We start from the raw sequence: 25,988 nt of genomic DNA on the forward strand, positions 1-25,988 counted from the left end.
GAGGGGATTCGCCGTGTTAGCGAACAAATCCGGGCCTTTTTACCGGCTGCAGTGGAAGTTGACTTTTTTTTATATCCTTACAACGATTGTCGTCATGATCCTGCTTGAGATGATTGCCGTTTTGGGGTATTACGCTTTTGTGAATCTGAATACGAACAAAGTCTTTGCCATGCAAGTTGGGACGGTTGCCCAAAATGCTGTTTCAAGCTTCATCGGGCCATATATCAACCAAAACAAACTTGATCAAGCCCTACAGGAGTGGCCAGCCGAATTCGGCGCTGAATTCCAAGGTTATTCGGCGGTGGTTGGCCCTGACGGCGAGTTGCTGGCTGTTTCCGGTGAGATTGGGCAAGAGAGCCAATCGCTGCCATTGCCTGATAAAGTCCGGCTGAATATCCAGTCTGCCTCTGCACTAGAGCCCACTGTGGCCAAAACAATGAGGACTTACACAGCTAAGGTCAAAGATACTGTATATATCGTGGCGCCAATTGCTAATCACGTTGAAGTCCGGGCGGTTCTAGTCGTCAAAGCGAGCCATATCCATCTCGCATCCCAAAGCATCAGCCAGTTTATTCCGAATGCGGCAAGTTTTTTCGGTATCAGTTTGTTGGGTTTTCTGACTGGCGCCACAATTGTCGGTATTGCATTCGGCATTGTAACATCTCGGAGTCTCGTCCGTCGGATCCACAAGTTTCTCACATCGGCGAACCGCTGGAGCGTAGGCGATTTCTCCGTGTTTGTACAGGACCATGCCGGTGACGAGTTGGGACAGCTGGGTCACAGGCTAAATCATATGGCCGGACAGCTCAAACAGCTGATGCGGACGCAGCAGGATTTGGCAGCGATCGAGGAGCGCAATCGTCTGGCACGGGAGCTGCATGACAGTATTAAGCAGCAAATGTTTGCGGTCTCCATTTGGGTAAGTACCGGAAGATCCTTGATTGAACAGGATGGAGCAGCCGCCAAATCGCATTTGGCGGAAGCAGAAAAGCTGATTGACCATATGCAGAGGGAGCTGAATGCGCTTATATTGGAATTGCGGCCGATTGCATTGGAGGGTAAAGATCTGCCCAGGGCGCTCTCGGAGTATGTAAGTGCCTGGCAGGAGCAGACCGGCATTACGGCAGCATTTGATTCCCTCGGCGATAATGAGGCCCTACCGGCCATCGAGGAAGCTTTCTATCGGATTGCCCAGGAAGCCTTGTCCAATGCCGCCCGTCACAGCGGGGCAGGGGAAGTGACGATCCGTTTGGAGTGCAGCGATTCCATAACGCTAATGATTCGGGATAACGGACGCGGTTTTGATGAACTGCACATCCGTCCCGGCGTCGGGCTTTCATCCATGAAGGAGCGCATGGCGGCTCTGGGTGGAAAACTTGACATTTGGAGTGAACCAGGCAAAGGTACCTTGATAACAGCACAATGCGATTCTCGTGGTAATCAGAAGGAAATAAGCGGAGGTCTCGAAAAATGAAAGATTTCATAAGTGGGAGTGAGCCGTAATGACAGAATCGGAACAGATCACCATTCTGATTGTCGATGATCACGCGATTGTAAGGCAAGGATTGCACGCATTATTTAAAATACAGCCGGACTGTCTGGTCGTTGGGGAGGCGGATTCAGGAGAACAAGCCATTCGAATGGCCAGGGAACTGGTACCCGATATCGTGCTGATGGACTTGGTTATGCCTGGCATCGGCGGCGTTGAAGCAACCCAGATGGTAAAGCAGGTCAGTCCAAGATCGCAGGTTATTGTGTTGACCTCATTTCACGATGATCAGCACATTTTTCCCGCACTTCGGGCTGGGGCGCTCTCTTATATACTGAAGGATATCGAACCGGGCCGTTTGGTCGAAACGGTAAGACAATCCGTTCGTGGAGAATCGATGATGCATCCGCGGGTGGCCGCCCGTGTCGTTCAGGAAATTCGGGATTCGCGGCGGGAGGATGCCAGCCCCTTTGCCGAGTTAAGCGATCGTGAGCTTGAGGTGCTGCGTCTGATTGCCGAAGGGCTGTCGAATGCCGAAATTGCCGAGAAGCTCATCATCAGCGAAAAAACAGTGAAGGGCCACGTCAGCAATATTTTGAGCAAACTCCATATGCTGGATCGGACCAAAGCAGCCGTGTTTGCCTGGCAGAAAGGGTTGATGCGGCCCAACTAGACCACTGAACGAACGTTCCGGTCCTGCCGTAAACGGATCTCCGGTCGGGTGTTGAAACGGTCCTCCGGAAGCGTTTCAAACCATGCACCCTCATGTATCATCATGAACGAAGCAGAAGATTGTAGACCTTCGCGTCTGCAAAAAATACATGATAAGGGTGAGTGCGATGACTGCGATTGTTCGACGGAAAAAGGGAATCGGCGGATTATTGAATCGATGGCCAGCTTGGATCGGAAGTGCAGCGATGATCTGGTCGCTGATCTACGGGGGACTTCATCTTTACTGGCTGCTAGGCGGCAACGGATATCCTTTTAAGCACGGAAGCATGGGGATATTTTCTGCCCTGATTACCTATATTCCCCAACTCCCGGCAGGAGCGATTTTCGTGATGATCTGCATTGCCGGCGTATTTGTCGGTGTTGTCATGCATGGCGAACCGACCCGCATTCTACCGCGCTGGCTAATTCTAGGTTATGCTTGGGGATTCGCAATCGCGTTAATTTTGTTGATCCCAGATATCAGTTTGATCATGAGCATGGCTTACGCTTTTTTATTTAAATTCACTTTCACCGGGCAAATGCTTTTTCAACTGTACTGCATATTAGGCGCTTTCTTGTGGACTTTTGCCGGATTGGGATACCGGCGTAAATCGCTTCGTGCCTGCATGCATTGCGGACGGTCGGAAGGCGGGAATCACCGGCTGATGAATAGGCTGGGGCGCATCGCAACGGTCATTGCCGCTTTAGCCCCTGTTCCGTATGCGGTTTCCCGGTTTGCTTGGGCTCTTAATATTCCTTTGGGGGTCGACTCAAGCTTCGTACGGGACTTTCCTAGGATGAATCCGATGGCTTATGTTACGGAATGGGTGTTTGGATCATTATGCATTGGCGGCGGGCTGTTGACCCTTGGACTGATCAAGAAATGGGGAGAAGTGTTTCCGCGCTGGTTTCCATTTGTAGGGGGTAAAAGGGTGCCCATATCGCTGGCGGTCATTCCCTCCCTGTTCGTAGCCGTTCCGGTCACTGCGGCTGGCGTCGTTTTTAGTTTTGCTTATTTGGGTATCCTCTTCAACTTCATCCCACTCGATGGTTTCCCTTTGAACGCCGTTCAAGGGGGCATTGGCCCGATGATATTATGGGTGCCTTGGGGAGTGGCGCTCGGCGTAGCTGCCGTCACATACTATTACCGTCGCCGAGGTGCTTGCGGATATTGCAATCGGCCTTAGGAGGGGTGAACATGAACAAAGATCAGATGAGCGATACTTCAACGACCCTGGACATGAATGCCTTTGAACGCTTTACCAAGCGATCGGTTTGGCCCGCGTATGCAGGCTTCTGGTGGGCGCTGTTTTATGCCGTTTTTGTACGGTTTTATGAAGCCGCTGCCGGCACCATTGGCGGTTATGGACAGCTTTCCGATCCCAAAGCGTTTAGCCTGGCCAGCTATGGAGCGGGTGTGTTGATCATGATCTGCGGCTTTATTCTGCTTGGACTTGTCAAGCCTTGGGGCCTCACGTTTCCCGTCTGGGTACCTCATTTCAGGCACAGAAGGATTCCGCGGCTGTTCATTCTAATTCCCACGCTTTTCAGCTCCGCCATGCTCATAGCTCATGGGACAACTGGGATCGTTACCAAGACGCTGTTTCTGATGGGGGCGATTCCCTTGGAGCTTCAAGGGTGGGCCGTTATTGACAAAGTCCGGCTTGCTATATGGGACCTCTGCTTTTACGAGCCCTGGTTTCTGATCATGGGCATTTTAAGCGGACTGGCAGCCGCGTACTATGCTCATGCTTCCGGGTCATGCTGCCAAGACTCCGGCAATGGGTGATTCGATTTGTTGTGGTCGTATCGCTTCTGACTTCACTACTCATTGCGTCGATCGTATTGGGAGTTTCCGATATTTTGAGTTTTTGATATCAAAAAAGGAAAGTTGAGGGTTTACACATCAAAGGCCGCTAGATTAGCGGCTTTTCTCTACCTCGATTCTATGATTCATCAGATAAATAATTTATGACATTAATAAAAAAGTGGAAATCCCCATGAACAGTAAGCAGCTTTTTTTACATCCATTATTGTAACGGACGAACATGGAAGCATCCGTGCCGGCTGTCCAGAACTTTGATGCAGCACGCCCTCCGGATCTCGACTTGCAGCTTCAAGACGAAGAGGCATCGATACGATCGTCCCGTACTGTATCTCGACTTCCATCGGCGTGGATACGACAGCCCGTGAAGCCTATCAGCATGGATACCACCAAGTATTTGCCGAAGACGCGATGACCGCATCTACGAAGGAAGAACATGATTAATGTGTTCCGTGCGATTTTTCCTCGAATCGGAGAGGTGCGCACCATCGAACAAATCATTAACATGCTTAATTAAATATGGTCTTCATGAAGAGAACAAGCCCCAATCTCACCGAGATCGGGGCTTGCTGTTCTTGTGGCGCAGATTGTGTTTCACCTATGGAAATGAGGGAACCCCCTTACTGGATAGAGGCTTGCTTCAAATCACTTTTAGGCGGCAGACCATACAATCGGGCATACTCGCGGCTGAATTGGGAAGGACTTTCATAACCAACCTGGAAAGCGGCATCGGCTGCCCCCATTTTTTCACTGATCATGAGATGTCTCGCTTCCTGGAGTCGGATCCGCTTCTGATATTGCAGCGGGCTCAGAGCCGTGACCTGTTTGAAATGTTTATGAAAAGACGACGCGGCCATATTTACTTCCTTGGCAAGTTCCTCGACGCGAAGCGGTTTGGAATAATCACGATGGATGAGCTGAATGGCCTTCGCAATGGCGTGCGCCTGGCTGCCGATCACCGCAAACTGCTTGACCAAATGGCCTTGCTCGCCCTGCAGAACTCGGAAGAGAATCTCCCGTGTAATCAAAGGAGCCAGAATTGGGATTTCGGCAGGTTGGTCGAACAATTTAACCAGCCTCAGCAGGGCATCAAGCAGTTGGGAATTGGTTTTGCCGACAAATATGCCGCTTCCCGGCTCGGATTCTTCAGGCCAAGCCAGATCCGTATGCTGCAGTATATCCAGAATTTGATCCGGCGTAAACTCCAGGTGAAGTCCAATGAACGGAACCTCCGGCGATGCCTCGGTGATCTCACTTTTGATCGGGAGATGGACGGATGTCACGAGGTACGTGGTCGGATTGTAATGGTAAATCTCTTGACCAAGCGCCGCGGATTTGGCGCCTTGGACAATGAAACACAAAGAAGGCGCATACATGCTATGTATAGGTTCGGACTTCGCCGTGGCCCGCATCATGTGCAGCGACGGGATCTCTGTTATATGTAATCCATCCGTCTGCAACAGCTGATTTAGCCGCCCGGATAATTCAGACAAATAGGGTTCGAGTCCGTTGGGTTGCATTTCTCGATCCATTTTCAGTACGCCTCCTTGTTCAAACATACGGTAAGAATAACAAAGGAGCTGACATCAGGCAAGAATGGATGGAGTGAATTGTTCTGCGTCTGAGATGCTTCAGATCATTTTCCTGAATCATCATAAGAACCTCCTTTTTATGAAATGGAGAAGCCGATTCATTCCGTCAACTTCTTCTTTTTTTCTGTTATGCGAAAATGTTAACATGGAGAAGGCTGAAGGAAAAATTTAAAAAAGGTTCAGGACCAATGAGCTTTTCCATATACCGACGAGGAGTGAGCATTTATGCAGCAAAAAATAGGTCATGTTACGCTGCTGGTTAAAAATTTTGACGAAGCGATTGAATTTTATACAGGAAAGGCAGGGTTCGTTCTGTTAACGGACAACCATTTCGGGAACGGCATGAGATGGGTCACCGTAGCTCCGTCGAAGGATGCGCAAACCGCCATCGTATTTGTGGTGGCAGACACGGAGGCTAAGCAGGACAGGGTTGGAACCCAAGCAGCGAACCACGTATTCCTCGTCGTCCAAACCGATGACTTCTATCGCGATTACGAACAAATGAAGGCAAACGGAGTTCATTTTCTCAGTGAACCGAAAGAGGTCCCATGGGGCATTGAGGCGGTCTTCGAGGATCTCTATGGAAATCGGCTGGACCTTGTCCAACATAACGGATTTTAAAGACTGATCCATACCACATAGAAATCTAAGAATCGTGAGGTTAGCATGAAGCCAATTAGAAACTCTGCGAAAGCGATTATCATTCAGCAAGGAAAATTGTTACTAACCAAAAACAAGGATAACGACGGTTTTTTCTACCTATTCCCAGGCGGCGGCCAAGAGCACGGAGAAGTGCTGAAAGAGACTCTCAAGAGGGAATGCATCGAAGAACTTGGAGTACAAGTTGAGGTGCAGGACCTTGTTTACGCGCGCGAGTACATCGGGAAAAATCATGAGTTCGCAGCATGGGATCATGACGTTCATCAAGTGGAGTTTTATTTTGTCTGCTCGCTTGCGCAGGAGGCGCCGGCACAGATGGATGGAACCCAGCCCGACCCGGATCAGATCGGCGTAGAATGGGTGGATATTCGTCAACTCGACCACATCAGGATGTATCCGAAAGCGCTTGGACATCATTTAGTCAATAATGAAATGAACATACGGTATCTCGGTGATGTGAATTAAGTGATTCAGGTGAATAACCGCAGGTCATATATACGAATCTTTGGGATTTCTGAAAGTTAGCGATGACCTTTGGGATGGTGAGGTTGTTCATTTGCTGAAAATCGAGTGATTTAACAAATGAAAGTGATAAGGGAGCCTGAGCGGCTTCTTTTTTTATGTGGATTTGAGAAAGCAAAATTCTGATGAGGGTTAAGTTATTTTCAGGGATGATTCAGAATATATGTTCTGGTATAATAAGCAGGAGAATTTTGGAAAAACAACAAGACCTTCATGAATTGCTGTCTATTAAGTATCATTCAATACCCATAAGGAGGCGAGTTCATGCCAAAGTTAATTGGCTCTGCGGCAATAATTCTCGATGCAGAAGGAAGAGTGCTGCTGGTAAAACACAGCTATGGCAAACACAATTGGGACCTGCCCGGCGGTAAGGCGGAAGAGAACGAGTCGGCTCAGGAAACCGCAAAAAGGGAAGTATTTGAGGAAGTCGGCATGGAAGTGCTTATCGGGAACTTAACAGGCATATATTACGATCCGGATTATGACATTCATCACTTTGTGTTCTTTGCGACGAGTAAAGATACCCGTGCGCCTCAGTCAAGCTCGCCTGAAATTGTAGAATGCGGATTTTATTCAAGAGACGAACTTCCTAGACCCATTAGTGATTTCACATGCAGACGGATCGAAGATGCACTTCGCAATACCCAAAACCATGAGCTGTTTCACAAGGTGGGGCCAAGACAATGGATCGAATAGGGATCAGTAGGAGATCCATAATGTTCGGACTAATAAACGAAGAGGTGTGAACATGGAACTAGCACTCGAATTTATCCAAAGCATGAGGTCAAGCTGATATCGGAACAAAGAGGGACGCTTAAAGCCATTGAACAAGTGTCGGAAGAAGATATTACCTGGCACCCGACTCCGGAAAGCAACAGTATTGCTAATTTGGTGGCGCATATTCGGGGGGCTGCCCACTCTCGGATTGAGACGATCCTGTATAACATTCCGGACAAGCGGGACCGAGATAAGGAATTCGAACGTGGACTGACGATGACAAAAGAAGAGGCATATCAGCATGCACAGGACGCGTTTGATATGATTCTTCTGTATCTTGAACAGCTACAATCCGAGCCAGAGCAATTGATGTCCCAGCCTTTCCTCCATCTGCCGCCGCTTACATACAGCCAAGTGAACAACGAAACGACAGCCCTAAATCTGATGATGGCGATGTTCAGAGAAGTGCACTACCATACGGGACAGATCATTTATATTGCCAAAATGAGAAAAGGCGAGTTAACTTGGGACTGAAGAGATCAGAAACTGTGGTGCTGTACATTTTTCGGAAAGGGGACAGGGTATGGAAAAAATGAAATGGGTGCTGCTTGCGATCTCATCATTGATCTCGGCAGTCTGCTCGTTACGGGCAGGATATCTGTGCCTGCATCCGATGATCCCCGAGACAGGTCCTGTGGGTGAGCCTCCTGAGCCTGACCGTTTTCAAGCCGTTATTTGGTATATAGCTTCCGGGTTGTTATTCATCTCATTCATCATCGCTGTTGTTCGATCGATCAGCAGCTGGGTGCAAGGGGGATGGCGTATACCTCATGATTAGCGCCTTGAATACTAGAAACAAAGCAATCGAAAAGAAACGCCGGTTCCCCTGATAGGCTACAATCATCATAGAATGAATATAGCCGGGAGGTATGACGCGAATGAAATTGCACAAGATTACCCCAAACCTGTGGTTCGATTCTCATGCAGAAGGGGCGGCGAATTTTTATACGTCCATTTTCCATGATTCCCAAATTGGCAGAATTGCCCGCTACGGTCCGGAAAGCCGGGGGGTAGAGGGAACGGCGATGACCGTGGAATTTCAATTGGAAGGGCAGTCATTCGTCGCGCTGAATGGGGGTCCGCATTTTAAGTTCAATGAGGCCATATCTTTTATCGTTCATTGCGATGATCAGGAGGAGCTGGACTATTATTGGGATAAGCTCTCCGAGGGAGGAGACGAAAAGGCCCAGGTTTGCGGTTGGTTAAAAGATCAATTCGGCGTATCCTGGCAAATCATCCCCAGCCACTTAACGGAGATGGTCTGTGACCCCGACCCGGCAAGAGCAGGGCGAGTCATGCAAGCCATACTCCAGACGAAAAAGAAAATCGACATAAAGACGCTGCAGCAAGCTTACGAAAATTAGAGGTTATTCTTACCCGCGTAAAATACGAAGGTTCCAAGGCCATCCATCAGGGTGGCCTTTTGCACTTTTGCTTCTAACGGTTGGAGGTCATCACAATAACGCCGTAAAATTCCTGGCCTTCGCAAATTTTTTGTTTTAACAAAGTCACTGTGATTTACTTCACAGGCAAAGCCTCCCGTATCCGTTACGATATAAATGTTATTAATTTCACAAGGTTGCACGGGAGGCGTGTTTATGAGCAGACGATTGGTGATGATAGGCAACGGGATGGCAGGGGCGCGGTGTATCGAGGAAATTCTCCGCCGGGAACACGACCGCTACGAGATAACGATGATCGGGGATGAGCCGTATCCCAACTATAACCGAATTATGCTGTCCCCTGTGCTGCAAGGGAAAACAACGTTTGAAGAAATCACGATTAACGATTGGGACTGGTATCAGTCCAATAACATACATTTGCTGTCCAAGGAACGGGCTGTAGAGATTAACCGAGCGTCGAAAGAAGTCCGAACCGACCGGGGAACCGTCGTCCCCTACGACGAGCTCATTATCGCGACCGGATCCAGCGCGTTTATTTTACCTGTACCAGGACATGACCTGGAAGGCGTCGTCGGTTTCCGCACCATTGAAGACACGAAAATGATGCTGGAAACGGCTAAACAATACAAAAAGGCGGTCGTGATCGGCGGCGGACTGCTCGGCTTGGAAGCAGCTCGCGGATTGATGAACCAGGGGATGGAGGTCCATGTCGTTCATTTGCTGCCCCATCTGATGGAGATGCAGCTCGACGCGGCAGCGGCAAAGCTGCTTCAACAGGACCTGGAAGCCCAGGGCATGAAGTTTCTGATGGAAAAGAAAACAACGGAAATTTACGGTGACGGGAGAGTACAAGGGCTTCGATTTGAAGACGGAATGAACGTCGAATGCGATCTTGTCGTCATGGCCGTCGGCATCCGTCCCAATGTAGCGCTGGCGCGGGACGCGGGGCTGGCGGTTGGCCGGGCGATTCAAGTCAACGACCTGATGCAGACGACGGACCCGTCAATTTATGCCGTAGGCGAGTGCGCTGAACACCACGGCATAGCCTATGGTCTGGTGGCGCCATTGTATGAACAGGGTATCGTGCTTGCGGACCACCTTACGGGCCGGCCAACGGAAGGTTACGCGGGCAGCGTGTTGTCCACGCAGCTTAAGGTAGCGGGATGCGATCTGTTTTCAGGCGGAGAAATCCATGCGGATGCGGACACGAAAGCGATCGTTGTGCAGGACGAGGTCGCCGGATCCTACAAAAAGATCCTGGTCCGCGAGAACCGCATCGTCGGTGTCGTGCTGTACGGGGACGTATCCGACGGAACCCGGCTGTTCAGCCTGCTGAAGAAGGGCACCGACATTCAGGAATATACGAGTGCCTCCGTGCTCCATAAAGCCGGGGGAGACAGCGGACTCGATGTCGCGTCGATCAGCGCGGACGAAACGATTTGCGGATGCAATGGCGTAACCAAGGGACGCATCGTCGGCGCCATTCTCGAGAACGGACTGACCACGTTCGACGAAGTGAAAGCTGTGACCAAAGCCGGAGGCTCATGCGGCAAATGCCGTGGCATGGTTGAAGCGATCCTCGCGCATACGCTGGGCGACAAATTCGACGCATCGGCGCAGAAGGCGGCAGGCATGTGCGCCTGCACGAAGCTTACCCGCGATGAGGTGGTGGCCGCGATTCGCGAGAAAGGTCTGCAGTCGCCAAGGGAGACGCGTATCGTGCTCGGGTTTGCATCCGAGGAAGGCTGCTCGAAGTGCCGCCCGGCACTGAATTATTATTTGCGGATGCTGCATCCCGAGACGTATGCCGACGATAAGGCATCCAGATATGTCAACGAACGAATGGAAGGCAACATGCAGAAGGACGGCACATTCTCCGTCATTCCGCGGATGTATGGCGGAACGACGACACCGGAGGATTTGATTCGCATCGGCGAAGTCGCGAAGAAATACAACGTGCCCCTGGTGAAAATTACGGGCGCAAGCCGCATCGGGCTGTACGGCGTACAGAAGGAAGACGTCCCGAACGTTTGGGAGGAACTGGAGATGCGTTCAGGGTACGCCTACTCCAAGTCGCTGCGTAACGTCAAATCGTGTGTCGGTTCGAGATTTTGCCGGTTCGGCACTCAGGACTCGTTAGGGCTTGGCATCCGGCTGGAACAGGAGATCGAGATGGTCGATACGCCGCACAAAATGAAAATGGGCGTGACCGGCTGTCCGCGAAACTGTGCCGAAGTATTGACGAAGGATTTTGGCGTCGTCTGCGTGGAGAACGGATACCAGCTGTATTTTGGCGGAAACGGCGGCACCGAGGTCCGGGAATGCGACAGCCTGACGACGGTGGCGACAGAGGATGAGGTGATCCTGTTGGCTAAAGCCTACGTACAGCTGTACCGGGAAACCGGCATTTACGGCGAACGCACAGCCCCATGGGTGAAGCGCATGGGCACGGATTGGGTGCGCCAAATGCTGGGCAATGAGCAGGAGATTGCCGGTTTAGCCAACCGCTTCGAGCATGCAAAAACAACGTATCGCGAAGCATGGTCGGCCGCGCTGGAAGACGAAGAACGCCGCCGGATGTATACCGTGGAGAGACCATAAGGGGAGGGAAGGGCATGAGCATGACGAGAGAAATGATAAAAGTGATGAAGCTGGAGGAGCTGAAGCCGCAGATTGGCAAGGAGGTACGCGTTGGCGATGAGTCGGTTGCGTTGTTCCGGCTGTCAAACAGGGAGGTGCGGGCGGTAAGTAACCGGTGTCCCCACAAGAACGGTCCGCTGGCTGAGGGGATTGTGTCAGGTGAATTTGTCTTTTGTCCGCTGCACGACTGGAAAATTTCGCTGACGACAGGGGAAGTGCAAAAGCCGGACGACGGCTGCATCCAGACCTACGAAACCGCGGTCATCGAAGGTTACGTCTATATTGGAGGACTGAAGGAGCATGAAAAACACCATTCAGATCGTTGAAACCGCCGGGGTAAACAAGGTTAGCCTTATGAACCGGAGTATAGGCAAATACTTTGTATCCTCCATGCTTGCCGGTTTGTTCGTTGGTCTCGGCATCATACTGATCTTTACGATCGGCGGACTGCTCGCGCCGGTTCACGCACCCGCCATGAAGATCGTCATGGGAGCCAGCTTCGGTATCGCCTTGAGTCTGGTCCTGATGGCGGGATCGGACTTGTTTACAGGCAACAATATGGTCATGGTGGTCAGCACGCTGAACAAGAAGACGACCTGGCTCGATACGCTTAAAATATGGCTGTACAGCTACCTCGGCAATTTTGCCGGATCCTTGCTGGTCGCGGCGATCTTCGTATGGACGGGATTGGCGAAAGGGGGAACGGCCGAATTCATCAACAGCACGGCTGCTGTTAAAATGAATGCACCGTTTATGGAATTGTTTATGCGGGGAATTTTATGTAACACGCTCGTCTGTCTTGCCGTCTGGTGCTCCATGAAGCTGAAGGAAGAGACCGCCAAGCTGGTCATGATTTTCTGGTGTCTGTTCGCCTTTATTACCTCCGGGTTCGAGCACAGTGTGGCGAACATGACGCTGCTCTCGGTCTCGCTCTTCATCCCGCATCCAGACACGGTAACCTGGGGAGGGCTGGCCGCAAACCTGATTCCGGTTACCCTCGGTAATATGGTCGGCGGCAGCGTGTTCGTAGGTCTGGCTTATTGGTATATGACGAAAGATAAAGAGAAGGTGGAGATCGAAACTCTGCCGCAAAGCAAAAGGTCTGCAAGTTAATGATGTGAAATAGTCAAACGCCGTTAGCCTTCCTTTATAGAGCCCCAAGGGTGCAGCGGAATGAAAGCCAAGAAAGCGCGGTACGCCCCATCAGGTCGCTTTCTTGGCTTTTGGCTTCCACGTTGGCCCTTCCGTCTCAGCAGGCTCCTCGATGATAGCCATTGCTTCATCGTATCGGCGGCTTTTAAATAGAATGATCAGTTCCTCCAAATCTTCCCTGTCCAACAGCTTCACCCCGTTCACGGCCGCCAGGATGCGGCAGGCTTCGGTGTATCTGCCGGAGGTCAGCACGATTGCCCGATCAGCTTCATAGTAACGCATCGAGGTATATACCTCCTGAACCGCGCCGATGCCGACCGGATTGCTGTTGCCGTAGCGCTTGGCCTGTAAGACGTTCCTTAGTCCGTTCTGATCCGTAAATACCAAGTCGGCTCCAAAATCACGGCTGGCTGTCGTTTGATACACTTCTCTATATCCGAGCTCGTGAAACAGCCGAAAGAGATACAGCTCAAATTCAGAGCCGTCCGCCATTAAATCGATATCCTTGATCGTAATCTTGCGCGGATTCGCCTCCCGGCGGATCCTTTTTCTGCGGTTTCTGACCAAACGTATGACGAATAGGACGAGGAGCAGGGCAATCAGCCCGGCGATCATGATAGTCGTTGTATCCAAGGTAGTAGGCAAATTAGGTTCCTCCAAATATCCGAATGTTTGTTCCTATCCACTATATCAAAATCGCGTCAACGAAGGAAGTCATTTCAAATGACTTGCTGGCTGAACACGACCGTTAGAGAGTAAAGTAAATACATAAAAAACATGGAGTGTGATTGCTAAATGACCGAGACGTTGTATTTCGAGGAATGGTTGAATCGGGAACGGGATCGTGACACTGCTCTAGTCGTGCTCATGTGCGGGATCGCCGGTTCTGGGAAAACCACATTTTCCCAGAGATTGGAGGAACAAGGATTCATCCGTCTTTCTATTGACGAGGAGGTGTGGAACACGCATGGCCGTTACGGAATCGATTATCCGGTTGATAAATACAGAGAATACCTCAATGAAGCGCATGCAAGCTTGCGAAAAAAGCTAGTAACATTAGTTCAAGACAAAAAGCAGGTTGTGGTCGACTCCAGCTTTTGGAGCCGTTCCGCGAGAGATGACTATAAACGGCTTATTGAACATTCGGGAGGAAAGTGGAAGTTAATTTATTTAAAAGTACACCCTGATGAATTGCGAAAGCGCCTCAAGGTCCGGAGCCAACGTTTCGATGCGAACGCCGCCTTTCCTATAACCGAGGAGACGTTGAACCATTTTCTTAACTCGTTTGAAGAGCCTCAGGGGGAAGGAGAAATCGTAGTAGAAAATGTGATAGAGCAACAATAGCCGGCAGATTCTGCTGGTCTGTTCATCGGATTACTAAAAGGCTGCCGTACGCACGGCAGCCTTTCGCAGCTCTACAGGAAGAACATTAGTACTTCTCATCTCAGCACAATTTTTTATTACAGATCAACAGTAATTTTTCGCGTTACCCTCATCGTTCTTATTAGAATATTTGGAACAATCAGCAGCAGCACGATCGCGCCGTAGACGCCGACGGTATAACTCAAAGCGTATTCCAACCCAAAGCCCTGTTGAAGGACGGAAGTGATCAGATGAATGAGCAGGTTCGTAAAACAAAACGCATAACTCCGAATCATCCAGTTGCGGTGCCGGATGACCCGTTTCTTCTTAATTTGAACGAGTGCCGTCACCGTAATGAACAGCCACATTAAATTCAGCGCGTTAAACGCCATGCTCGTCACCTTTCCTCCGGTGGCGTAAGGGGCCATATACCCGGAAGTGATAACGACAAGAAGCACCGACACCATATATAGGTATCCGTTGATCCGGTGGAATTTGCGGCTTTTTTGAAAAATGCGGTTGGAAAAATTGACAAGCCCAGCCGCCATGGCGATGCACGCAAAAGCAACATGTATGCGCATGACACTTAACCACGCTGGGAGGTGAATTTCACGTTTAAGACCGGTTTTATGGCTTAAAAAGCCTTCCGCACCGGGATCGATAATAAAATTATCCAATAAAGCGTAAAGGATAAACAAAATACTGACAGAGGCCAACACACCATATAAGATTTTTCGTTTGTTCACTTCATTCACAACCCCCGATAGCACTTCATTTCATTGTTAAAAAGTTGATTTCAAGCGCTTGCCGACGACCCTGGAGGCCGGAAGCACGCCGGCTTTGGCGGTGCCGTGCAGTTCGTCGCCATCGACGGTTACATCAAATTTCAGGTTTAAACGCATTGGCTTGGTCACTTGCTGGGACCAGGTCAGCTTGTTACCTTGAATGACGGGACTCATAAATTTGACCGTTTCATCCCCTTGGGTGGCCGTTCCGTGGACTTCACCATGGCTTGTTGCGATGGAGAGCTTGACATCCATTTTCCCCACGGGCGTTGCAATGGTCACATCCCAGTCTCCGTCGAAAACGGACTCTATATGTCTGGATGTGTTTTGCGGCGGAGCGGAAGGTGGGCTCACCGCTTCAGTACTCAGCACAAGGTTCGATTCCTTGTCTGTTCCGGTCTTTTCCGAGTTCGGCAGCATTCCCTGTGCCCGCCACGCGATACCTCTCCGCTCGTATTCGAACAGATCCTCGATCGCATGGGCGATCCGAGGGCCAAGCTCGCGTTCCACCAGATGCAGGGCAACATCGAGCCCGGACGTTACGCCGCCGCCACTAACCAAATTGCCGTCGTCCACGACACGTGCCTTGACGGGCAGGGCACCGGTTGCGCCAAGAACGTCCATGCCCAGATGATGCGTAACGGCCCGTCTGCCTTCCAGCAAGCCTCCCATGGCCAAAACCAAGGATCCGCCGCATACGGTGGAGACAATGATGTCTTTCCTTCCGAGCGCTTCCCTGATCATGCCGGTCAATTCGGTATTTGCGGTTCGTGCCAATATGGCTGGGACGGAATCGGGACCGTCGCTTTCGACATCCCCTGCAGCGCCGGGAACGAGAATAATCCCCGCTCGATTTGGATCTAGTTTGCCGGCTGCTTCAATAGGCAGGCCCTGGGTGCCGCTGGCCACAGCTCTTGCTCCTTCAGCGGTGACAAGCTTCACCTCTAGCGCATCATTGGACATCATCGCCGCGGCACAAAAAACCTCATAAGGTGCCAAGGCATCCAGCAGGTCGAAGCCATCAAAAAGAACGATTTGAACGGTTAACATCGATACATCCTCCTTCATTGAAGACGAAGCCCATACGTTCAACTTGAGCCCCTTGAGTTTTTATGCGAGACACGATCGCCGAACGGTACTTATGGGTCATCATCGTTATTTGGTCAGCAAGTCCTTAAGCCGGCTATATTCCTGTTCGTCAATTTCACCTTTGGCCATCCGGTTTTTGAGAATCCAGGCAATGTCATCCTCCCGGCGGCGGCTGTTACCGGACTTGTGACGAATGGAATAAATCCGAACCGCCAAAAAACAAAAAAGCGTAATACAAAACAAAGCGCTAAACACGTATACACTGCTGTTTTCCATGGTCAACCTCCTTCACGAACAACATCCTATCAAATGAATATCTCGAATGAAGAAATAAAAGTGTCACAAAACGATAAACATTGCATCACAAAATGGGTAGGGCAGTTAGTTCTTCCCTAAAAAGATGATAAACTAGATGCGAAGGTGGGATGTACATGAGCGGAGGCCATACGATTCTCGTTGTAGACGACGATCCCAGCATCGTCGAACTGTTGAAGGACTTTTTGGAGAATGACAATTTTCGTGTGATCACGGCCTGCGATACGGCAGAGGCGTGGGACATGTTCGAACGGAATACGGTTCACGCCATCATTCTGGATATTATGATGCCGGGACAAAACGGGTTTGATTTATGCCGCCGGATTCGTGCGGATAGCGACGTTCCGATCCTTTTTCTGAGCGCGCGCAGCGATGACGTGGACAAGATTCGGGGGCTGACGCTCGGCGGCGACGATTATATCGTGAAGACGGCTTCTCCGGGAGAGATTGTCGCCAGGGTAAAAGCCGTCCTGCGGCGCACCGCTTCGCGGGAGCATACGAAGGAAAGGGTCCTTGACTACGGCCGGATCCAATTAAACTTGTCCACCAGGGAAGTTTTTGTGGATGGGGTCGGCATCGTGCTCACCCCGAAGGAGTACGATTTGCTGCGATTGTTCGCCGAACATCCAAGGCATGTATTTTCCTATGAGCAGCTGCTCGCCAAGTTTTGGGAAGGGATCGGCGACCGGCATACGATTCGGGTTCATCTCAGCCGGCTCCGGGAGAAAATAGAGGTTGATGCAAATCATCCGCAATACCTGGTCAACGTGTGGGGAGTAGGGTATCGCTTCGAGGGAGGATAAGATGAAAACACTTCACATTCGCACATTTACGATACTCTGCTTATTTATGATCACGCTCGTGCCCTGGGTATTTTTCGTTGCAGCCAACTTTCTGGAAACCCATTCGCTAAAAATCGGCTCAAACCAGCCGTACGATGAAAGTCTGCAGAAAGATATAAACGAGGCCATTCACATGATTGAGATGGGCTCGGGCCAATGGCGGGACCCGAATTGGCAGGGTCAACTGCAAAGCGAGCTGCGTCAAACCAAGCTGGACGCGGTCATATTATCCGATTCCGATGAGGAGATTTATCGGTCTACCGAGCGTGAAGGTGGTTTGCGGTCAACCGAGCGGTTCTCCGTTATCGAGAACGGTCATTTGCTTGGGAGGGTGATTCTTTACCTGCCCAAGTCCAATACGCTTCCGATGATATCGGCGTTTGCCGGATTGCTGCTCGCATTTTTCATCGTTGGCGTAGAGATGCGGAGGTTCCTGCTGAAGCCCCTGGAGAAGATGAGCCGGGCCGCCAGGCAAATTGCTTCAGGCGATTGGGAGGTGCGGTTACCGAAGTCCAGAATTACGGAAATCGCTGAAGTAGGAGATGGATTTGATGTGATGGTAAAAGGGCTGCGTACATCATACCGGAAGCAGGTGGAGCTCGAGGAAGAAAGGCGCTTTGTCATATCCGCGGTCGCGCATGATTTGCGCACTCCGTTGTTCGCCCTGAGGGGATATTTGGATGGCTTGGAGCAAGGCATTGCCCAAACGCCGGAGAAAATTTCAAAGTATGTGGCGGTTTGCAAGGAACAATCGGCGCAGTTAGATCGGTTGGTGGAAGACCTGTTTACTTTTACGAAAATGGAGTATTGGGATCGTCCATTGAACAAGGCGCCAATCGATTTACCGGTCGTGCTCCAGCAATCAATCGACAGCTTGAGTCCCAGTGCCGGGCCTAAAAGTATTGTGATCAACAGCCATCTAGCCGCCGATTGCATCGTTAACGGGGATGCGCATCTTCTGGAGCGCGCACTGAGCAACCTGCTGGACAATGCGGTGAGGCACACCCCGCAAGGCGGTACAATAGATGTCCGATGTAACAAGAAAGAAGGGAAAATCGCGTTTATGATCCGAGACAGCGGGCCAGGGTTCACGGCGGAAGAGCTGGAGCGCGTGTTCGAACCGCTGTACCGCGGGGAAGCGTCCAGAAACCGTTCGACCGGAGGCAGCGGCCTGGGATTAACCATCTCGCAGCGAATTATCCGGCAGCATGGAGGCGAACTCGCGGCAAGCAACGATCCGCAGGGCGGCGCAAGGCTGACGGGCTGGATTCCTGCTGCAGACTCACATCTTTCTTGATGGAGCTTACTGTGGATAACACTTTGAAATAGGCTGGTCACTGCCATTCGGCGGCCGGCTTTTTTTGTGTATAAGCAGCTGCTTCTATTTCTTTCGGTTGGTTCTAATTTGGCAATATGTCAGGTTGACTCGACAATTTTTTATTTTCCTTTATATAATATGTATAAATTTCCCCCGTTAAGAAGCAGCCCCGCTCCAATTGGAAAGTTGTCATTTTGTTGCGTAAGTACAAAGTGTTACCATCTCTTCCAGCAGTAGCCTTAGAGAAACAAGCAAATATTTTTTTCTGAGGATTGGGAAGCGCTTGCATATATATTGCCAGTCCATCGCCATATAAAACAAATTTAAAGCACACTAATAAGGGTGGTATAATATGAATTTATCAACGCTGCGAAGATGGCTGTGGCCGCAAACGAGTTTCCAGGGAAAAATTTTTATGGCCTTCGGCCTGATCACGTTTCTGTCCATCGTCTCCGTCACTGCCATCGTCTATGTGAATATGCGCGAGACGATCAAGCATAACGCGGTCACTTCCGTCTCGGACAGCATCCGGCAGGCGGATGAATCACTTAATGTGATGCTCGAGGAGATCGACCGGCTGAACACGGTTGTCGTAACCAATAAAAACACGGTGATCAATACGATCATGAGCCCAAACGAAGAGCCTAGTTATGAATGGTTCCTGGAACAGAAACGGATTACGGAGTATTTATCCGGATTGATTCAATATAAGCCTTATATTTCCCGCATGGCGGTCGTCGGGCTGAACGGAAAAGTATTTTTTACCGGCGGTCCCTGGATGGACCGGAGCGTTCTGGGTACTCCGATGCTCAACTACATGCTGCACAACGGATCACGTCATGCGTATTTTAAGCCGGAAGGAACTGCGGATGCCATTACCGTCGGCCGCGAGATTCGCTATAACCGCGAGACGGTCGGCATCGTCATGGTTGACTTGGACTATGACTTTATTAAAAAAACGTACGGAGTCAAACCGACCGCGGACAGCATGCTGTATGTTCTTGATGAGCAGAACGGCTATGTGTATCAATCCGAGTCTGCGCCGTCTTCTTATGCGCCTCCGCTGGACAGAATCGTCCAGATCAAAGGGAAGCTTGCCGGAGATAACGATGTCGTGGAGCAGAAGATCAACGGCAGGTCCTACATCGTGGTCAGCCGCCATTCCGAATATACGGGCTGGAGCACGCTGGCACTGATTCCGCTTGATTCGTTACTTAGCGAATCGACGCGAATCCGTAATTTGATGACCGAGGTATCGATCATCGTCTTTATCGTCATCCTGATCGGTTCCCATCAGGTTTCTTCGCGGACCACAATAAATATCCGGCGGCTCAGATCGATGATGATGCAGGTGAAGGACGGGAATCTGTCGTTTCCACGAACGGAGATTCACTCAAAGGATGAAATCGGACAGCTGTACCGCGTGTTCATCAGCATGGTAGACGAATTGAAACGGCTGATGGAAGGCATCCGATTAAGTGAGAAGAAGAAGCGGGAGGCCGAGCTGACCGCCCTTCAGGCGCAAATTCGTCCACATTTTTTGTACAATTCGCTGAATACGATCAAGTACTTGGCCAGGCTGAACGGGGTGCCTAATATCGAGGAAGTATCCGGCTCGCTCATTGAGCTCATGCGGGGCTTACTGGGGAACTCCAACGAATTTTTAACGCTGCGCGAAGAGCTTGACTATGTGAACAGCTACATATCCATCGTGAAATACAAATATTTGGAACCCATTGAGGTGCACACGCAGATCGAAGACGACGCTTTGCTGGATTGCCGTGTGCTGAAACTGATGCTCCAGCCTCTCGTCGAGAATGCGATTATGCATGGCATCGGCCCATCCGGGGAAGGGGGCTTCGTCCTGATTCGGGTCTATGCGGAGCATCAAGAACTGAGAATCGAAGTCACGGATAACGGCCGGGGCATGACGCAGGACCAGATCGACGCTCTTCTTGGAGCAGCGGGACGTGAGGATACGCCGTCACGCTTCAGCAGCATGGGCGTACGCAATGCGAACGAACGGATCGTAAGAATGTTCGGCGATTCGTATGGTTTGAACTTATATAGCGAGCCGGGACTATATACAAAGGTAGAAATTCGTTTTCCGCAAATTCGTAACAACGATCAATCTGATGAAGAGGTGGTCTGATGATGTTTAAAGTACTGTTGATCGACGACGAGCCGTTGATTGGCAATGTCATTCGAACGTTATTCAACTGGAAGGAGAACGGATTCGAGTTCATCGGCGAAGCTTACAGCGGCACCGAGGCATTGGGGATGATGGAGGATTCCCAGCCCCACATCGCCATAATCGACGTGAACATGCCGGAGATGAACGGGGTAGAGCTCCAAGGCATCCTCCGAGAGCGGTATCCGTCGGTTAAGACGATCATGCTCAGCAGTTATGACGATTACGATTATGTCCGCGAATGCTTGCGAAATGGGGCGGTCGACTATTTGCTCAAGCACCGGCTTGATGAGGCGCTGCTGCTGAACGTTTTGGGCAAAGCCGTTAAGGACTTACAGGAAGAAGACCGGGTGGAGGAAGGAAGGCTGGCGAGCAAAAAAATGGCGGAGACGATGAAACCCGTATTGATCAGAAGCCGCATTGCCGAGCTGGTGAGAGAGAACGGGGAAGGGGCAGGTAGCCTTGAGGTTGCGGGCGGGCTGGAAGGCTTGTATCCAGGTGCTGTCCGTTATGCGGCAGCGGCACTGCAGATCATCCCGTTCCTGCTGCTGACGGAGTCGTTCAGCGACAGCCAAACAAACCGTCTGGTGCAGCAGGCGGTCGATGTGATGCAACAGAGCCTTGGAGATATCCATGAACGTACGGCCGCTTATGTGGAGAACGGGCGGTTGATGGTCGTGTTTGCGTTCAAGGAGCGCAGCGAACATGCTGGCAGCAGCGAGGCGCACCGCTGGATGGGCAAAGTTCAGCATGCGCTGGAGCTGATGCTGAATTTGAAATCTGTCTATGCTCTTGGGCATCCATGTGCTAGCTTGATGCAGCTGGGGACGAGCTACAGATCGGCCGAGAAGGCGCTCGATACCTCTCCTGCCGTGGAGAATGGGATACCATCCGAACATGTGACCCATAAGGAGCCTGCTGCAAAAGAAAGACCGAACGTGCAGCATCTTCGCGTTGCCCTGACGATTGAGGAACAGAAACAGCTGCTTCTTGCCCTGGAAAGTCTGGACCAGGAAAGGATGCAGCAGTTGATCGCCTCTGTCTGCGGTTCTGTATGTCATCAGCCGCTTCATTCGCCTGCGGTGCAGATGATTGTCAGCGAGCTGCTGCACACCGGCGACAAAGCTCTGAAAAAGTCCATTTCCACACCTGCAGCGGAAGCCGTCATGTCCGAACTCCCGTCGCGACGCGATCTGGGGCGGATCGGCAGCATGGATGAGCTTGAGGAATGGCTGAGATCCTACTTCACCGCCTTGCTGAATTTACTGAAGCGTCAGCGTGCTGGAGGCAGCTATTCCCGGCATGTCTCGCAGGCTATCCATTTTATATTGGAGCGGTATCAAGGTTATATCAACTTGGAAATGGTGGCGGCTTCAATCGGGCTCAATCCCTCTTATTTAAGCCGTTTATTCAAAGAGGAGACGCAGTGCAACTTCTCGGAATACGTGAACCGCATACGAATCGACGCGGCCCAAAAGCTGCTGGAAAGCGATCAATATTCGGTCAAACAAATCAGCAGCCAAGTGGGCTTTACGACATATAACTACTTTTTCAAAGTGTTTAAGGAGCTGACCGGGATGACGCCGCATGCTTATGTGGAGAGCCTCCGTCCGGAACGACAGCGGTCGAAACCGTAAAATATGTGGAGTAAATAGTCAAATAAGTAGAATTTGCTGTCATGCCGGGTGAACTATAATACTCACATACACCAGGGGAAACGCTTTCAACTGTTCCCAAATATACAAAAACGGAGGTCATAGAATCATGTACAAACATTGGGGTAAATATGCGCTGAGCACAGCGCTCGTTTCCGCTTTACTGCTCTCGGGCTGCAGCTCCAACAGCGGTTCGGGATCCGATGCAAAGACGGCGGAGCCGTCCGAAGCAACGGTGAATGAGACCGGGTTTCCGCTAACTAAAGAGCCCGTCACACTGAACATGTTCACCCGGATTGCCCCGCTGAATGGTCCTTTCAAGGACATGCCGGTGTTTCAGGATTATGAAAAAATGAGCAATGTGCATGTAAACTTCACCGAAGCGCCGACAGACGGCTTCCAGGAGAAGAAAAACCTGCTGTTCGCGTCCAATGAGCTGCCCGACGCTTTTTACCGCTCAGGCATTACGCCACTTGAAGCGACGCAGTATGGTGCCGTTGGTCAATTGATTCCGCTGGAAGACCTGATCGACAAATATGCGCCGAACCTGAAATCACTGATGGAACAGTACCCGGAAATCCGCTCGGCGATCACGACACCGGAAGGCCACATTTACGCGATCCCGGGAATCGTGACGCTTGCAGCCGCCCGTACGGATAAGAAGTGGATCAATGAGGCGTGGCTGAAGAAGCTGGGCCTGAAAGAGCCCGAAACGACGGACGAATTGTACGATGTGCTGGTGGCCTTCCGCGATAAGGATCCAAACGGCAACGGCAAGAAGGATGAAATTCCGATGACCGCCCGGGCGGGTCTGGCTGTCGTCAACTTGATGAGCGGATCGTTTGGTCTCGATCAGCAGCTTGGCTATAACATCAATCTGGAGAACGACAAGGTCAACATCTGGATGGGCAGCGAGCAGAACAAAGAGATGCTCATGTACCTGAACAAGCTGTACAAAGAGAAGCTTCTGGATCCGGAATTGTTCTCGCAGAAGGAAGCACAGTATTTGGCCAAACAGGGCTCGGGCAATGCCGGATTTTTCTTTGATCAGACGAACAACAACTTTCTGCCTATTGCCGACCAATATGTAGGGATTGCGCCTCCGGCAGGTCCGCACGGCGATCGGCTGCAGGCCCAGACAGCGCCGGTGCCGCGTGACTTTGGTGCCTTCGCCATTTCGTCCGTCAATAAATATCCGGAAATCACCATGCGCTGGATCGACTATTTCTACAGCGACGAAGGATCGACCCTGCTGCGGTTCGGGCGAGAAGGCGAGCACTATGAGCTGAAGGACGGAATTCCATATTATAAAGAAGACTTCCTGAAGACCGACAACCAGCCAAAAATCACACCTTATGCAGGAGGAGGAGCGCCACACCTCATTAGTGATAAGGTAGCCTCTTATATCAATCCTCCTCAGGTGCAGGAAGCTCAGAAGAAGCTGGATCCATACATGCCGAAGGTCCGTTATGCGGCTCCGATGTTCGACGAGAAGACGGCACAGGAAGTCAACATCCTCCGGAACGATATCGACAAGTATTACGAAGAGCAAAGCACGAAATTCATTGCCGGTGCGCTCAGCTTCGATAAATGGGATGAATTCCAATCCACGCTGAAAAAGATGCAGATCGACAAGCTTCAGGAGATGTATCAAGCAGCCTATGACAAGATGGAAAAGTAATCGAATTTGATGATATTTCGTCATGAGGTAAGGAGTAGATGGTTATGAAGAGCGCGCAAGTCCAGGCGACGGCCGCTCCATCCCGGGTTTCCGCAAGACGGGGGAGACGCATATGGATTCAAATGGTCAAGCGGTACGACCTGTATCTCATGCTGCTGGTGCCGATCGCCTGGTATTTGATCTTTCATTACGGGCCGCTGTACGGTCTGCAAATTGCTTTTAAAAATTTCAACCCGGCCAAAGGAATTATAGGCAGCGGCTGGGTCGGCTTCGATCATTTCGAACGGTTTTTCGATTCGTATTACTTCGGGCGGCTGCTGTGGAACACGTTATCGATTAATCTGTTCTCGCTGCTGATCGCTTTTCCGATTTCCATCGTGCTGGCGCTGATCGTCAATGAAATTCGCAGCAAGTCGTTCAGCAAGCTGCTGCAAAATATTACCTTCATTCCGCACTTTATTTCCGTCGTCGTCATCGTAGGCATCCTGAACGTATTCCTCTCGCCTACGACGGGGCCGATCAACTCGCTGATTGAGGCATTCGGCGGTTCGCCAATCCGATTTCTGGAGGAGGCCGGCTGGTTTAAAACGATTTTCATTGGCTCGAACATATGGCAAAACATGGGCTGGCAATCCATCATTTACATCGCGGCGCTCAGCGGGATTAATCCCCAGCTGTACGAAGCGGCAAAGATGGACGGAGCCTCCCGGATGCGGCGCGTGTGGCATATCTCCTTGCCGGGAATCGTTCCCGTCATCGTGATCATGCTGATCCTGGACATCGGCCATTTCATGGACATCGGATTCGAGAAAATATTACTAATGCAGAACAATTTGAACCTTGAGGCGAGCGATGTCATTTCCACGTTTGTGTACACGACCGGTATTCTCAAAGGAGAGTACAGCTACACCGCGGCTATCGGGCTGTTCAACTCGGTCATTAACCTGGTGCTGCTGCTATTGGTGAACCGGTTTGCACGCAAAACGTCGGAAACGAGCCTTTGGTAAAGGAGGACCATGCGCCATGTCTAAACAAGCTGCTGCTATGATCAGCAGACCCAGGGATGAGCGGGTGTTCGATGCGATCGTGTATACGATCGCATCGCTTATCATTCTGATCGTGCTTTATCCGCTCATTTTCGTGGTCAGCGCTTCGTTCAGCGACCCGGCGAAAGTGCTGAACGGGGAAGTATGGCTGCTGCCGAAAAGCGTGTCTTTGGACGCGTACTCGAATATTTTTCATAACGGAAAAATATGGACGGGATACATGAATACGATCATTTATACGGTAGTCGGCACGATCGTCAATATGATCCTGACCATATTGGCGGCTTATCCGCTGTCAAGACCCGACCTGCCCGGCCGGAAAATGCTGATGGTCATCATTACGCTTACGATGTTTTTTGGCGGCGGGCTGATCCCTACTTATTTGCTTGTCAAAAATCTGGGCATGCTGGACACGATGTGGGCCTTGATTGTTCCGGGAGCGATCTCCACGTACAACCTGATCGTTATGAGAACGTACTTTCAGAGCAGTATCCCTTGGGAACTGCAAGAGGCTGCCCACATCGACGGATGCTCGAACTGGCGGCTGTTGATCAACATCATCCTGCCCCTGTCCAAGCCGATCCTGGCCGTCATGGTGCTGTTTTATGCCGTCGGCCATTGGAACTCATTTTTTAATGCCCTGATCTATATCCGCGACGAGGGTCGGTATCCGCTGCAGCTTGTCCTGAGGGAAATCTTGTTGATCAGCCAGACCGACGCCGTTGACGGCAACGTCGGACTGGAGAGTAAGGTGCTGCTTGCGGAAAGTATCAAGTACGCGGTCATCATTATTTCCAGCCTGCCGATTTTGATGATGTACCCTTTTGTGCAGCGGCATTTTGTCAAAGGCGTCATGATTGGCTCCATTAAAGGATAGACATGGGCAGACGCCTTTATTGGCGGCGGTTAATAACATCTTACTTATGGAGGTAC

Annotated in this window: 26 protein-coding genes and 1 pseudogene; 22 read left to right on the forward strand and 5 right to left on the reverse strand. The window is 50.8% G+C overall.

Annotated features, from left to right (window positions below; genetic code table 11):
- The first annotated feature begins 13 nt into the window (after positions 1-13).
- From ABIE48_RS13925 to ABIE48_RS13945, 5 genes and pseudogenes are all read left to right on the forward strand, one after another.
- The gene (locus ABIE48_RS13925; RefSeq protein WP_354519089.1) at positions 14-1,474 is read left to right on the forward strand and encodes a sensor histidine kinase; all 1,461 of its coding nucleotides are present in this window, start codon (positions 14-16) and stop codon (positions 1,472-1,474) included.
- Positions 1,475-1,502: 28 nt separating this feature from the next.
- Positions 1,503-2,162, forward strand: a complete 660-nt coding sequence (locus ABIE48_RS13930; protein ID WP_192714202.1) for a response regulator — start codon at positions 1,503-1,505, stop codon at positions 2,160-2,162.
- 166 nt (positions 2,163-2,328) lie between these two features.
- Positions 2,329-3,387 carry a hypothetical protein gene (locus tag ABIE48_RS13935; protein ID WP_186325839.1) on the forward strand — a complete coding sequence of 353 codons (1,059 nt, stop codon included), beginning with the start codon at positions 2,329-2,331 and terminating at the stop codon, positions 3,385-3,387.
- Positions 3,388-3,398: 11 nt separating this feature from the next.
- Positions 3,399-3,989, forward strand: coding sequence for a DUF3995 domain-containing protein (locus ABIE48_RS13940; RefSeq protein ID WP_354519092.1), 591 nt, complete (start codon positions 3,399-3,401; stop codon positions 3,987-3,989).
- Between the two features lie 310 nt (positions 3,990-4,299).
- Positions 4,300-4,542 (forward strand): annotated as a pseudogene (locus ABIE48_RS13945) (isochorismatase family protein); the annotation flags it as partial.
- Between the two features lie 103 nt (positions 4,543-4,645).
- Here ABIE48_RS13945 and ABIE48_RS13950 read toward each other — a convergent pair.
- On the reverse strand, positions 4,646-5,557 hold the full coding sequence (locus ABIE48_RS13950) for an AraC family transcriptional regulator (protein ID WP_192714201.1): 912 nt from the start codon (positions 5,555-5,557) through the stop codon (positions 4,646-4,648).
- 285 nt (positions 5,558-5,842) lie between these two features.
- Between ABIE48_RS13950 and ABIE48_RS13955 the strand changes: the two genes are divergently transcribed.
- From ABIE48_RS13955 to ABIE48_RS13995, 9 genes are all read left to right on the forward strand, one after another.
- Positions 5,843-6,238, forward strand: coding sequence for a VOC family protein (locus ABIE48_RS13955; RefSeq protein ID WP_192714200.1), 396 nt, complete (start codon positions 5,843-5,845; stop codon positions 6,236-6,238).
- Positions 6,239-6,283: 45 nt separating this feature from the next.
- Positions 6,284-6,742 (forward strand): NUDIX domain-containing protein, encoded by a 459-nt coding sequence (locus ABIE48_RS13960; RefSeq protein WP_192714199.1) that lies wholly within the window; start codon positions 6,284-6,286, stop codon positions 6,740-6,742.
- Between the two features lie 321 nt (positions 6,743-7,063).
- Entirely contained in the window at positions 7,064-7,495 is a 432-nt protein-coding gene (locus ABIE48_RS13965; RefSeq protein WP_192714198.1) for an NUDIX hydrolase, read from the forward strand.
- 96 nt (positions 7,496-7,591) lie between these two features.
- Entirely contained in the window at positions 7,592-8,050 is a 459-nt protein-coding gene (locus ABIE48_RS13970) for a DUF1572 family protein (RefSeq protein WP_354520633.1), read from the forward strand.
- A 49-nt stretch (positions 8,051-8,099) separates the two neighbouring features.
- A complete protein-coding gene (locus tag ABIE48_RS13975; RefSeq protein WP_192714196.1) occupies positions 8,100-8,354 on the forward strand; it encodes a hypothetical protein in 255 nt (84 codons plus the stop codon).
- Positions 8,355-8,454: 100 nt separating this feature from the next.
- Entirely contained in the window at positions 8,455-8,940 is a 486-nt protein-coding gene (locus ABIE48_RS13980) for a VOC family protein (RefSeq protein WP_483312654.1), read from the forward strand.
- A 234-nt stretch (positions 8,941-9,174) separates the two neighbouring features.
- Complete coding sequence (nirB, locus tag ABIE48_RS13985) at positions 9,175-11,580, forward strand: nitrite reductase large subunit NirB (RefSeq protein ID WP_192714194.1); 2,406 nt, start codon at positions 9,175-9,177, stop codon at positions 11,578-11,580.
- Between the two features lie 14 nt (positions 11,581-11,594).
- On the forward strand, positions 11,595-11,945 hold the full coding sequence (gene nirD, locus ABIE48_RS13990; RefSeq protein WP_192714193.1) for a nitrite reductase small subunit NirD: 351 nt from the start codon (positions 11,595-11,597) through the stop codon (positions 11,943-11,945).
- The gene (locus tag ABIE48_RS13995) at positions 11,920-12,732 is read left to right on the forward strand and encodes a formate/nitrite transporter family protein (RefSeq protein WP_192714192.1); all 813 of its coding nucleotides are present in this window, start codon (positions 11,920-11,922) and stop codon (positions 12,730-12,732) included. Before nirD ends, ABIE48_RS13995 begins: the two co-directional genes overlap by 26 nt.
- Positions 12,733-12,822: 90 nt before the next feature.
- Here ABIE48_RS13995 and ABIE48_RS14000 read toward each other — a convergent pair whose 3' ends face one another.
- A complete protein-coding gene (locus ABIE48_RS14000; RefSeq protein ID WP_192715283.1) occupies positions 12,823-13,386 on the reverse strand; it encodes a restriction endonuclease in 564 nt (187 codons plus the stop codon).
- A 180-nt stretch (positions 13,387-13,566) separates the two neighbouring features.
- Here ABIE48_RS14000 and ABIE48_RS14005 point away from each other — a divergent pair, with 180 nt between their 5' ends.
- A complete protein-coding gene (locus tag ABIE48_RS14005; protein WP_145019701.1) occupies positions 13,567-14,115 on the forward strand; it encodes a P-loop nucleotide/nucleoside kinase family protein in 549 nt (182 codons plus the stop codon).
- Positions 14,116-14,231: 116 nt separating this feature from the next.
- Here ABIE48_RS14005 and ABIE48_RS14010 read toward each other — a convergent pair whose 3' ends face one another.
- The 3 genes from ABIE48_RS14010 to ABIE48_RS14020 form a co-directional block, all read right to left on the reverse strand.
- Positions 14,232-14,879, reverse strand: a complete 648-nt coding sequence (locus tag ABIE48_RS14010) for a DUF2306 domain-containing protein (protein ID WP_192714191.1) — start codon at positions 14,877-14,879, stop codon at positions 14,232-14,234.
- 36 nt (positions 14,880-14,915) lie between these two features.
- The gene (locus ABIE48_RS14015) at positions 14,916-15,968 is read right to left on the reverse strand and encodes a DJ-1/PfpI family protein (protein WP_192714190.1); all 1,053 of its coding nucleotides are present in this window, start codon (positions 15,966-15,968) and stop codon (positions 14,916-14,918) included.
- 105 nt (positions 15,969-16,073) lie between these two features.
- On the reverse strand, positions 16,074-16,283 hold the full coding sequence (locus tag ABIE48_RS14020) for an SHOCT domain-containing protein (protein ID WP_306434095.1): 210 nt from the start codon (positions 16,281-16,283) through the stop codon (positions 16,074-16,076).
- A gap of 155 nt (positions 16,284-16,438) precedes the next feature.
- Between ABIE48_RS14020 and ABIE48_RS14025 the strand changes: the two genes are divergently transcribed.
- From ABIE48_RS14025 to ABIE48_RS14055, 7 genes are all read left to right on the forward strand, one after another.
- Positions 16,439-17,125, forward strand: coding sequence for a response regulator transcription factor (locus tag ABIE48_RS14025; RefSeq protein ID WP_192714188.1), 687 nt, complete (start codon positions 16,439-16,441; stop codon positions 17,123-17,125).
- Between the two features lies 1 nt (position 17,126).
- A complete protein-coding gene (locus ABIE48_RS14030) occupies positions 17,127-18,461 on the forward strand; it encodes a sensor histidine kinase (RefSeq protein ID WP_192714187.1) in 1,335 nt (444 codons plus the stop codon).
- Positions 18,462-18,834: 373 nt separating this feature from the next.
- Positions 18,835-20,634, forward strand: coding sequence for a cache domain-containing sensor histidine kinase (locus ABIE48_RS14035; RefSeq protein WP_192714186.1), 1,800 nt, complete (start codon positions 18,835-18,837; stop codon positions 20,632-20,634).
- 2 nt (positions 20,635-20,636) lie between these two features.
- Positions 20,637-22,310, forward strand: a complete 1,674-nt coding sequence (locus ABIE48_RS14040) for a response regulator transcription factor (protein ID WP_192714185.1) — start codon at positions 20,637-20,639, stop codon at positions 22,308-22,310.
- A 127-nt stretch (positions 22,311-22,437) separates the two neighbouring features.
- Complete coding sequence (locus ABIE48_RS14045) at positions 22,438-24,009, forward strand: extracellular solute-binding protein (protein ID WP_145019676.1); 1,572 nt, start codon at positions 22,438-22,440, stop codon at positions 24,007-24,009.
- Positions 24,010-24,053: 44 nt separating this feature from the next.
- Entirely contained in the window at positions 24,054-25,016 is a 963-nt protein-coding gene (locus ABIE48_RS14050) for an ABC transporter permease (protein WP_145019673.1), read from the forward strand.
- A 16-nt stretch (positions 25,017-25,032) separates the two neighbouring features.
- Entirely contained in the window at positions 25,033-25,932 is a 900-nt protein-coding gene (locus ABIE48_RS14055; protein WP_354519098.1) for a carbohydrate ABC transporter permease, read from the forward strand.
- The last annotated feature ends 56 nt before the right edge of the window (positions 25,933-25,988 follow it).

Origin of the sequence: Paenibacillus sp. OAE614 (assembly GCF_040546645.1) — a bacterium.
GTDB lineage: Bacteria > Bacillota > Bacilli > Paenibacillales > Paenibacillaceae > Paenibacillus_AQ > Paenibacillus_AQ favisporus.

Excerpts from the sequence above, each read along its gene's own strand:
- ABIE48_RS13965 (WP_192714198.1), top strand. The coding sequence starts at position 7,064 with ATGCCAAAGTTAATTGGCTCTGCGGCAATAATTCTCGATGCAGAAGGA.
- ABIE48_RS13980 (WP_483312654.1), top strand. The coding sequence starts at position 8,455 with ATGAAATTGCACAAGATTACCCCAAACCTGTGGTTCGATTCTCATGCA.
- ABIE48_RS14020 (WP_306434095.1), bottom strand. The coding sequence starts at position 16,283 with ATGGAAAACAGCAGTGTATACGTGTTTAGCGCTTTGTTTTGTATTACG.
- ABIE48_RS14000 (WP_192715283.1), bottom strand. The coding sequence starts at position 13,386 with ATGATCGCCGGGCTGATTGCCCTGCTCCTCGTCCTATTCGTCATACGT.
- nirB (WP_192714194.1), top strand. The coding sequence starts at position 9,175 with ATGAGCAGACGATTGGTGATGATAGGCAACGGGATGGCAGGGGCGCGG.
- nirD (WP_192714193.1), top strand. The coding sequence starts at position 11,595 with ATGAGCATGACGAGAGAAATGATAAAAGTGATGAAGCTGGAGGAGCTG.
- ABIE48_RS13935 (WP_186325839.1), top strand. The coding sequence starts at position 2,329 with ATGACTGCGATTGTTCGACGGAAAAAGGGAATCGGCGGATTATTGAAT.
- ABIE48_RS14025 (WP_192714188.1), top strand. The coding sequence starts at position 16,439 with ATGAGCGGAGGCCATACGATTCTCGTTGTAGACGACGATCCCAGCATC.
- ABIE48_RS14035 (WP_192714186.1), top strand. The coding sequence starts at position 18,835 with ATGAATTTATCAACGCTGCGAAGATGGCTGTGGCCGCAAACGAGTTTC.
- ABIE48_RS14040 (WP_192714185.1), top strand. The coding sequence starts at position 20,637 with ATGTTTAAAGTACTGTTGATCGACGACGAGCCGTTGATTGGCAATGTC.
- ABIE48_RS13940 (WP_354519092.1), top strand. The coding sequence starts at position 3,399 with ATGAACAAAGATCAGATGAGCGATACTTCAACGACCCTGGACATGAAT.
- ABIE48_RS13950 (WP_192714201.1), bottom strand. The coding sequence starts at position 5,557 with ATGGATCGAGAAATGCAACCCAACGGACTCGAACCCTATTTGTCTGAA.
- ABIE48_RS14050 (WP_145019673.1), top strand. The coding sequence starts at position 24,054 with ATGAAGAGCGCGCAAGTCCAGGCGACGGCCGCTCCATCCCGGGTTTCC.
- ABIE48_RS13995 (WP_192714192.1), top strand. The coding sequence starts at position 11,920 with ATGAAAAACACCATTCAGATCGTTGAAACCGCCGGGGTAAACAAGGTT.
- ABIE48_RS14005 (WP_145019701.1), top strand. The coding sequence starts at position 13,567 with ATGACCGAGACGTTGTATTTCGAGGAATGGTTGAATCGGGAACGGGAT.
- ABIE48_RS14045 (WP_145019676.1), top strand. The coding sequence starts at position 22,438 with ATGTACAAACATTGGGGTAAATATGCGCTGAGCACAGCGCTCGTTTCC.
- ABIE48_RS14030 (WP_192714187.1), top strand. The coding sequence starts at position 17,127 with ATGAAAACACTTCACATTCGCACATTTACGATACTCTGCTTATTTATG.
- ABIE48_RS13930 (WP_192714202.1), top strand. The coding sequence starts at position 1,503 with ATGACAGAATCGGAACAGATCACCATTCTGATTGTCGATGATCACGCG.
- ABIE48_RS13960 (WP_192714199.1), top strand. The coding sequence starts at position 6,284 with ATGAAGCCAATTAGAAACTCTGCGAAAGCGATTATCATTCAGCAAGGA.
- ABIE48_RS14055 (WP_354519098.1), top strand. The coding sequence starts at position 25,033 with ATGTCTAAACAAGCTGCTGCTATGATCAGCAGACCCAGGGATGAGCGG.
- ABIE48_RS14015 (WP_192714190.1), bottom strand. The coding sequence starts at position 15,968 with ATGTTAACCGTTCAAATCGTTCTTTTTGATGGCTTCGACCTGCTGGAT.
- ABIE48_RS13975 (WP_192714196.1), top strand. The coding sequence starts at position 8,100 with ATGGAAAAAATGAAATGGGTGCTGCTTGCGATCTCATCATTGATCTCG.
- ABIE48_RS13955 (WP_192714200.1), top strand. The coding sequence starts at position 5,843 with ATGCAGCAAAAAATAGGTCATGTTACGCTGCTGGTTAAAAATTTTGAC.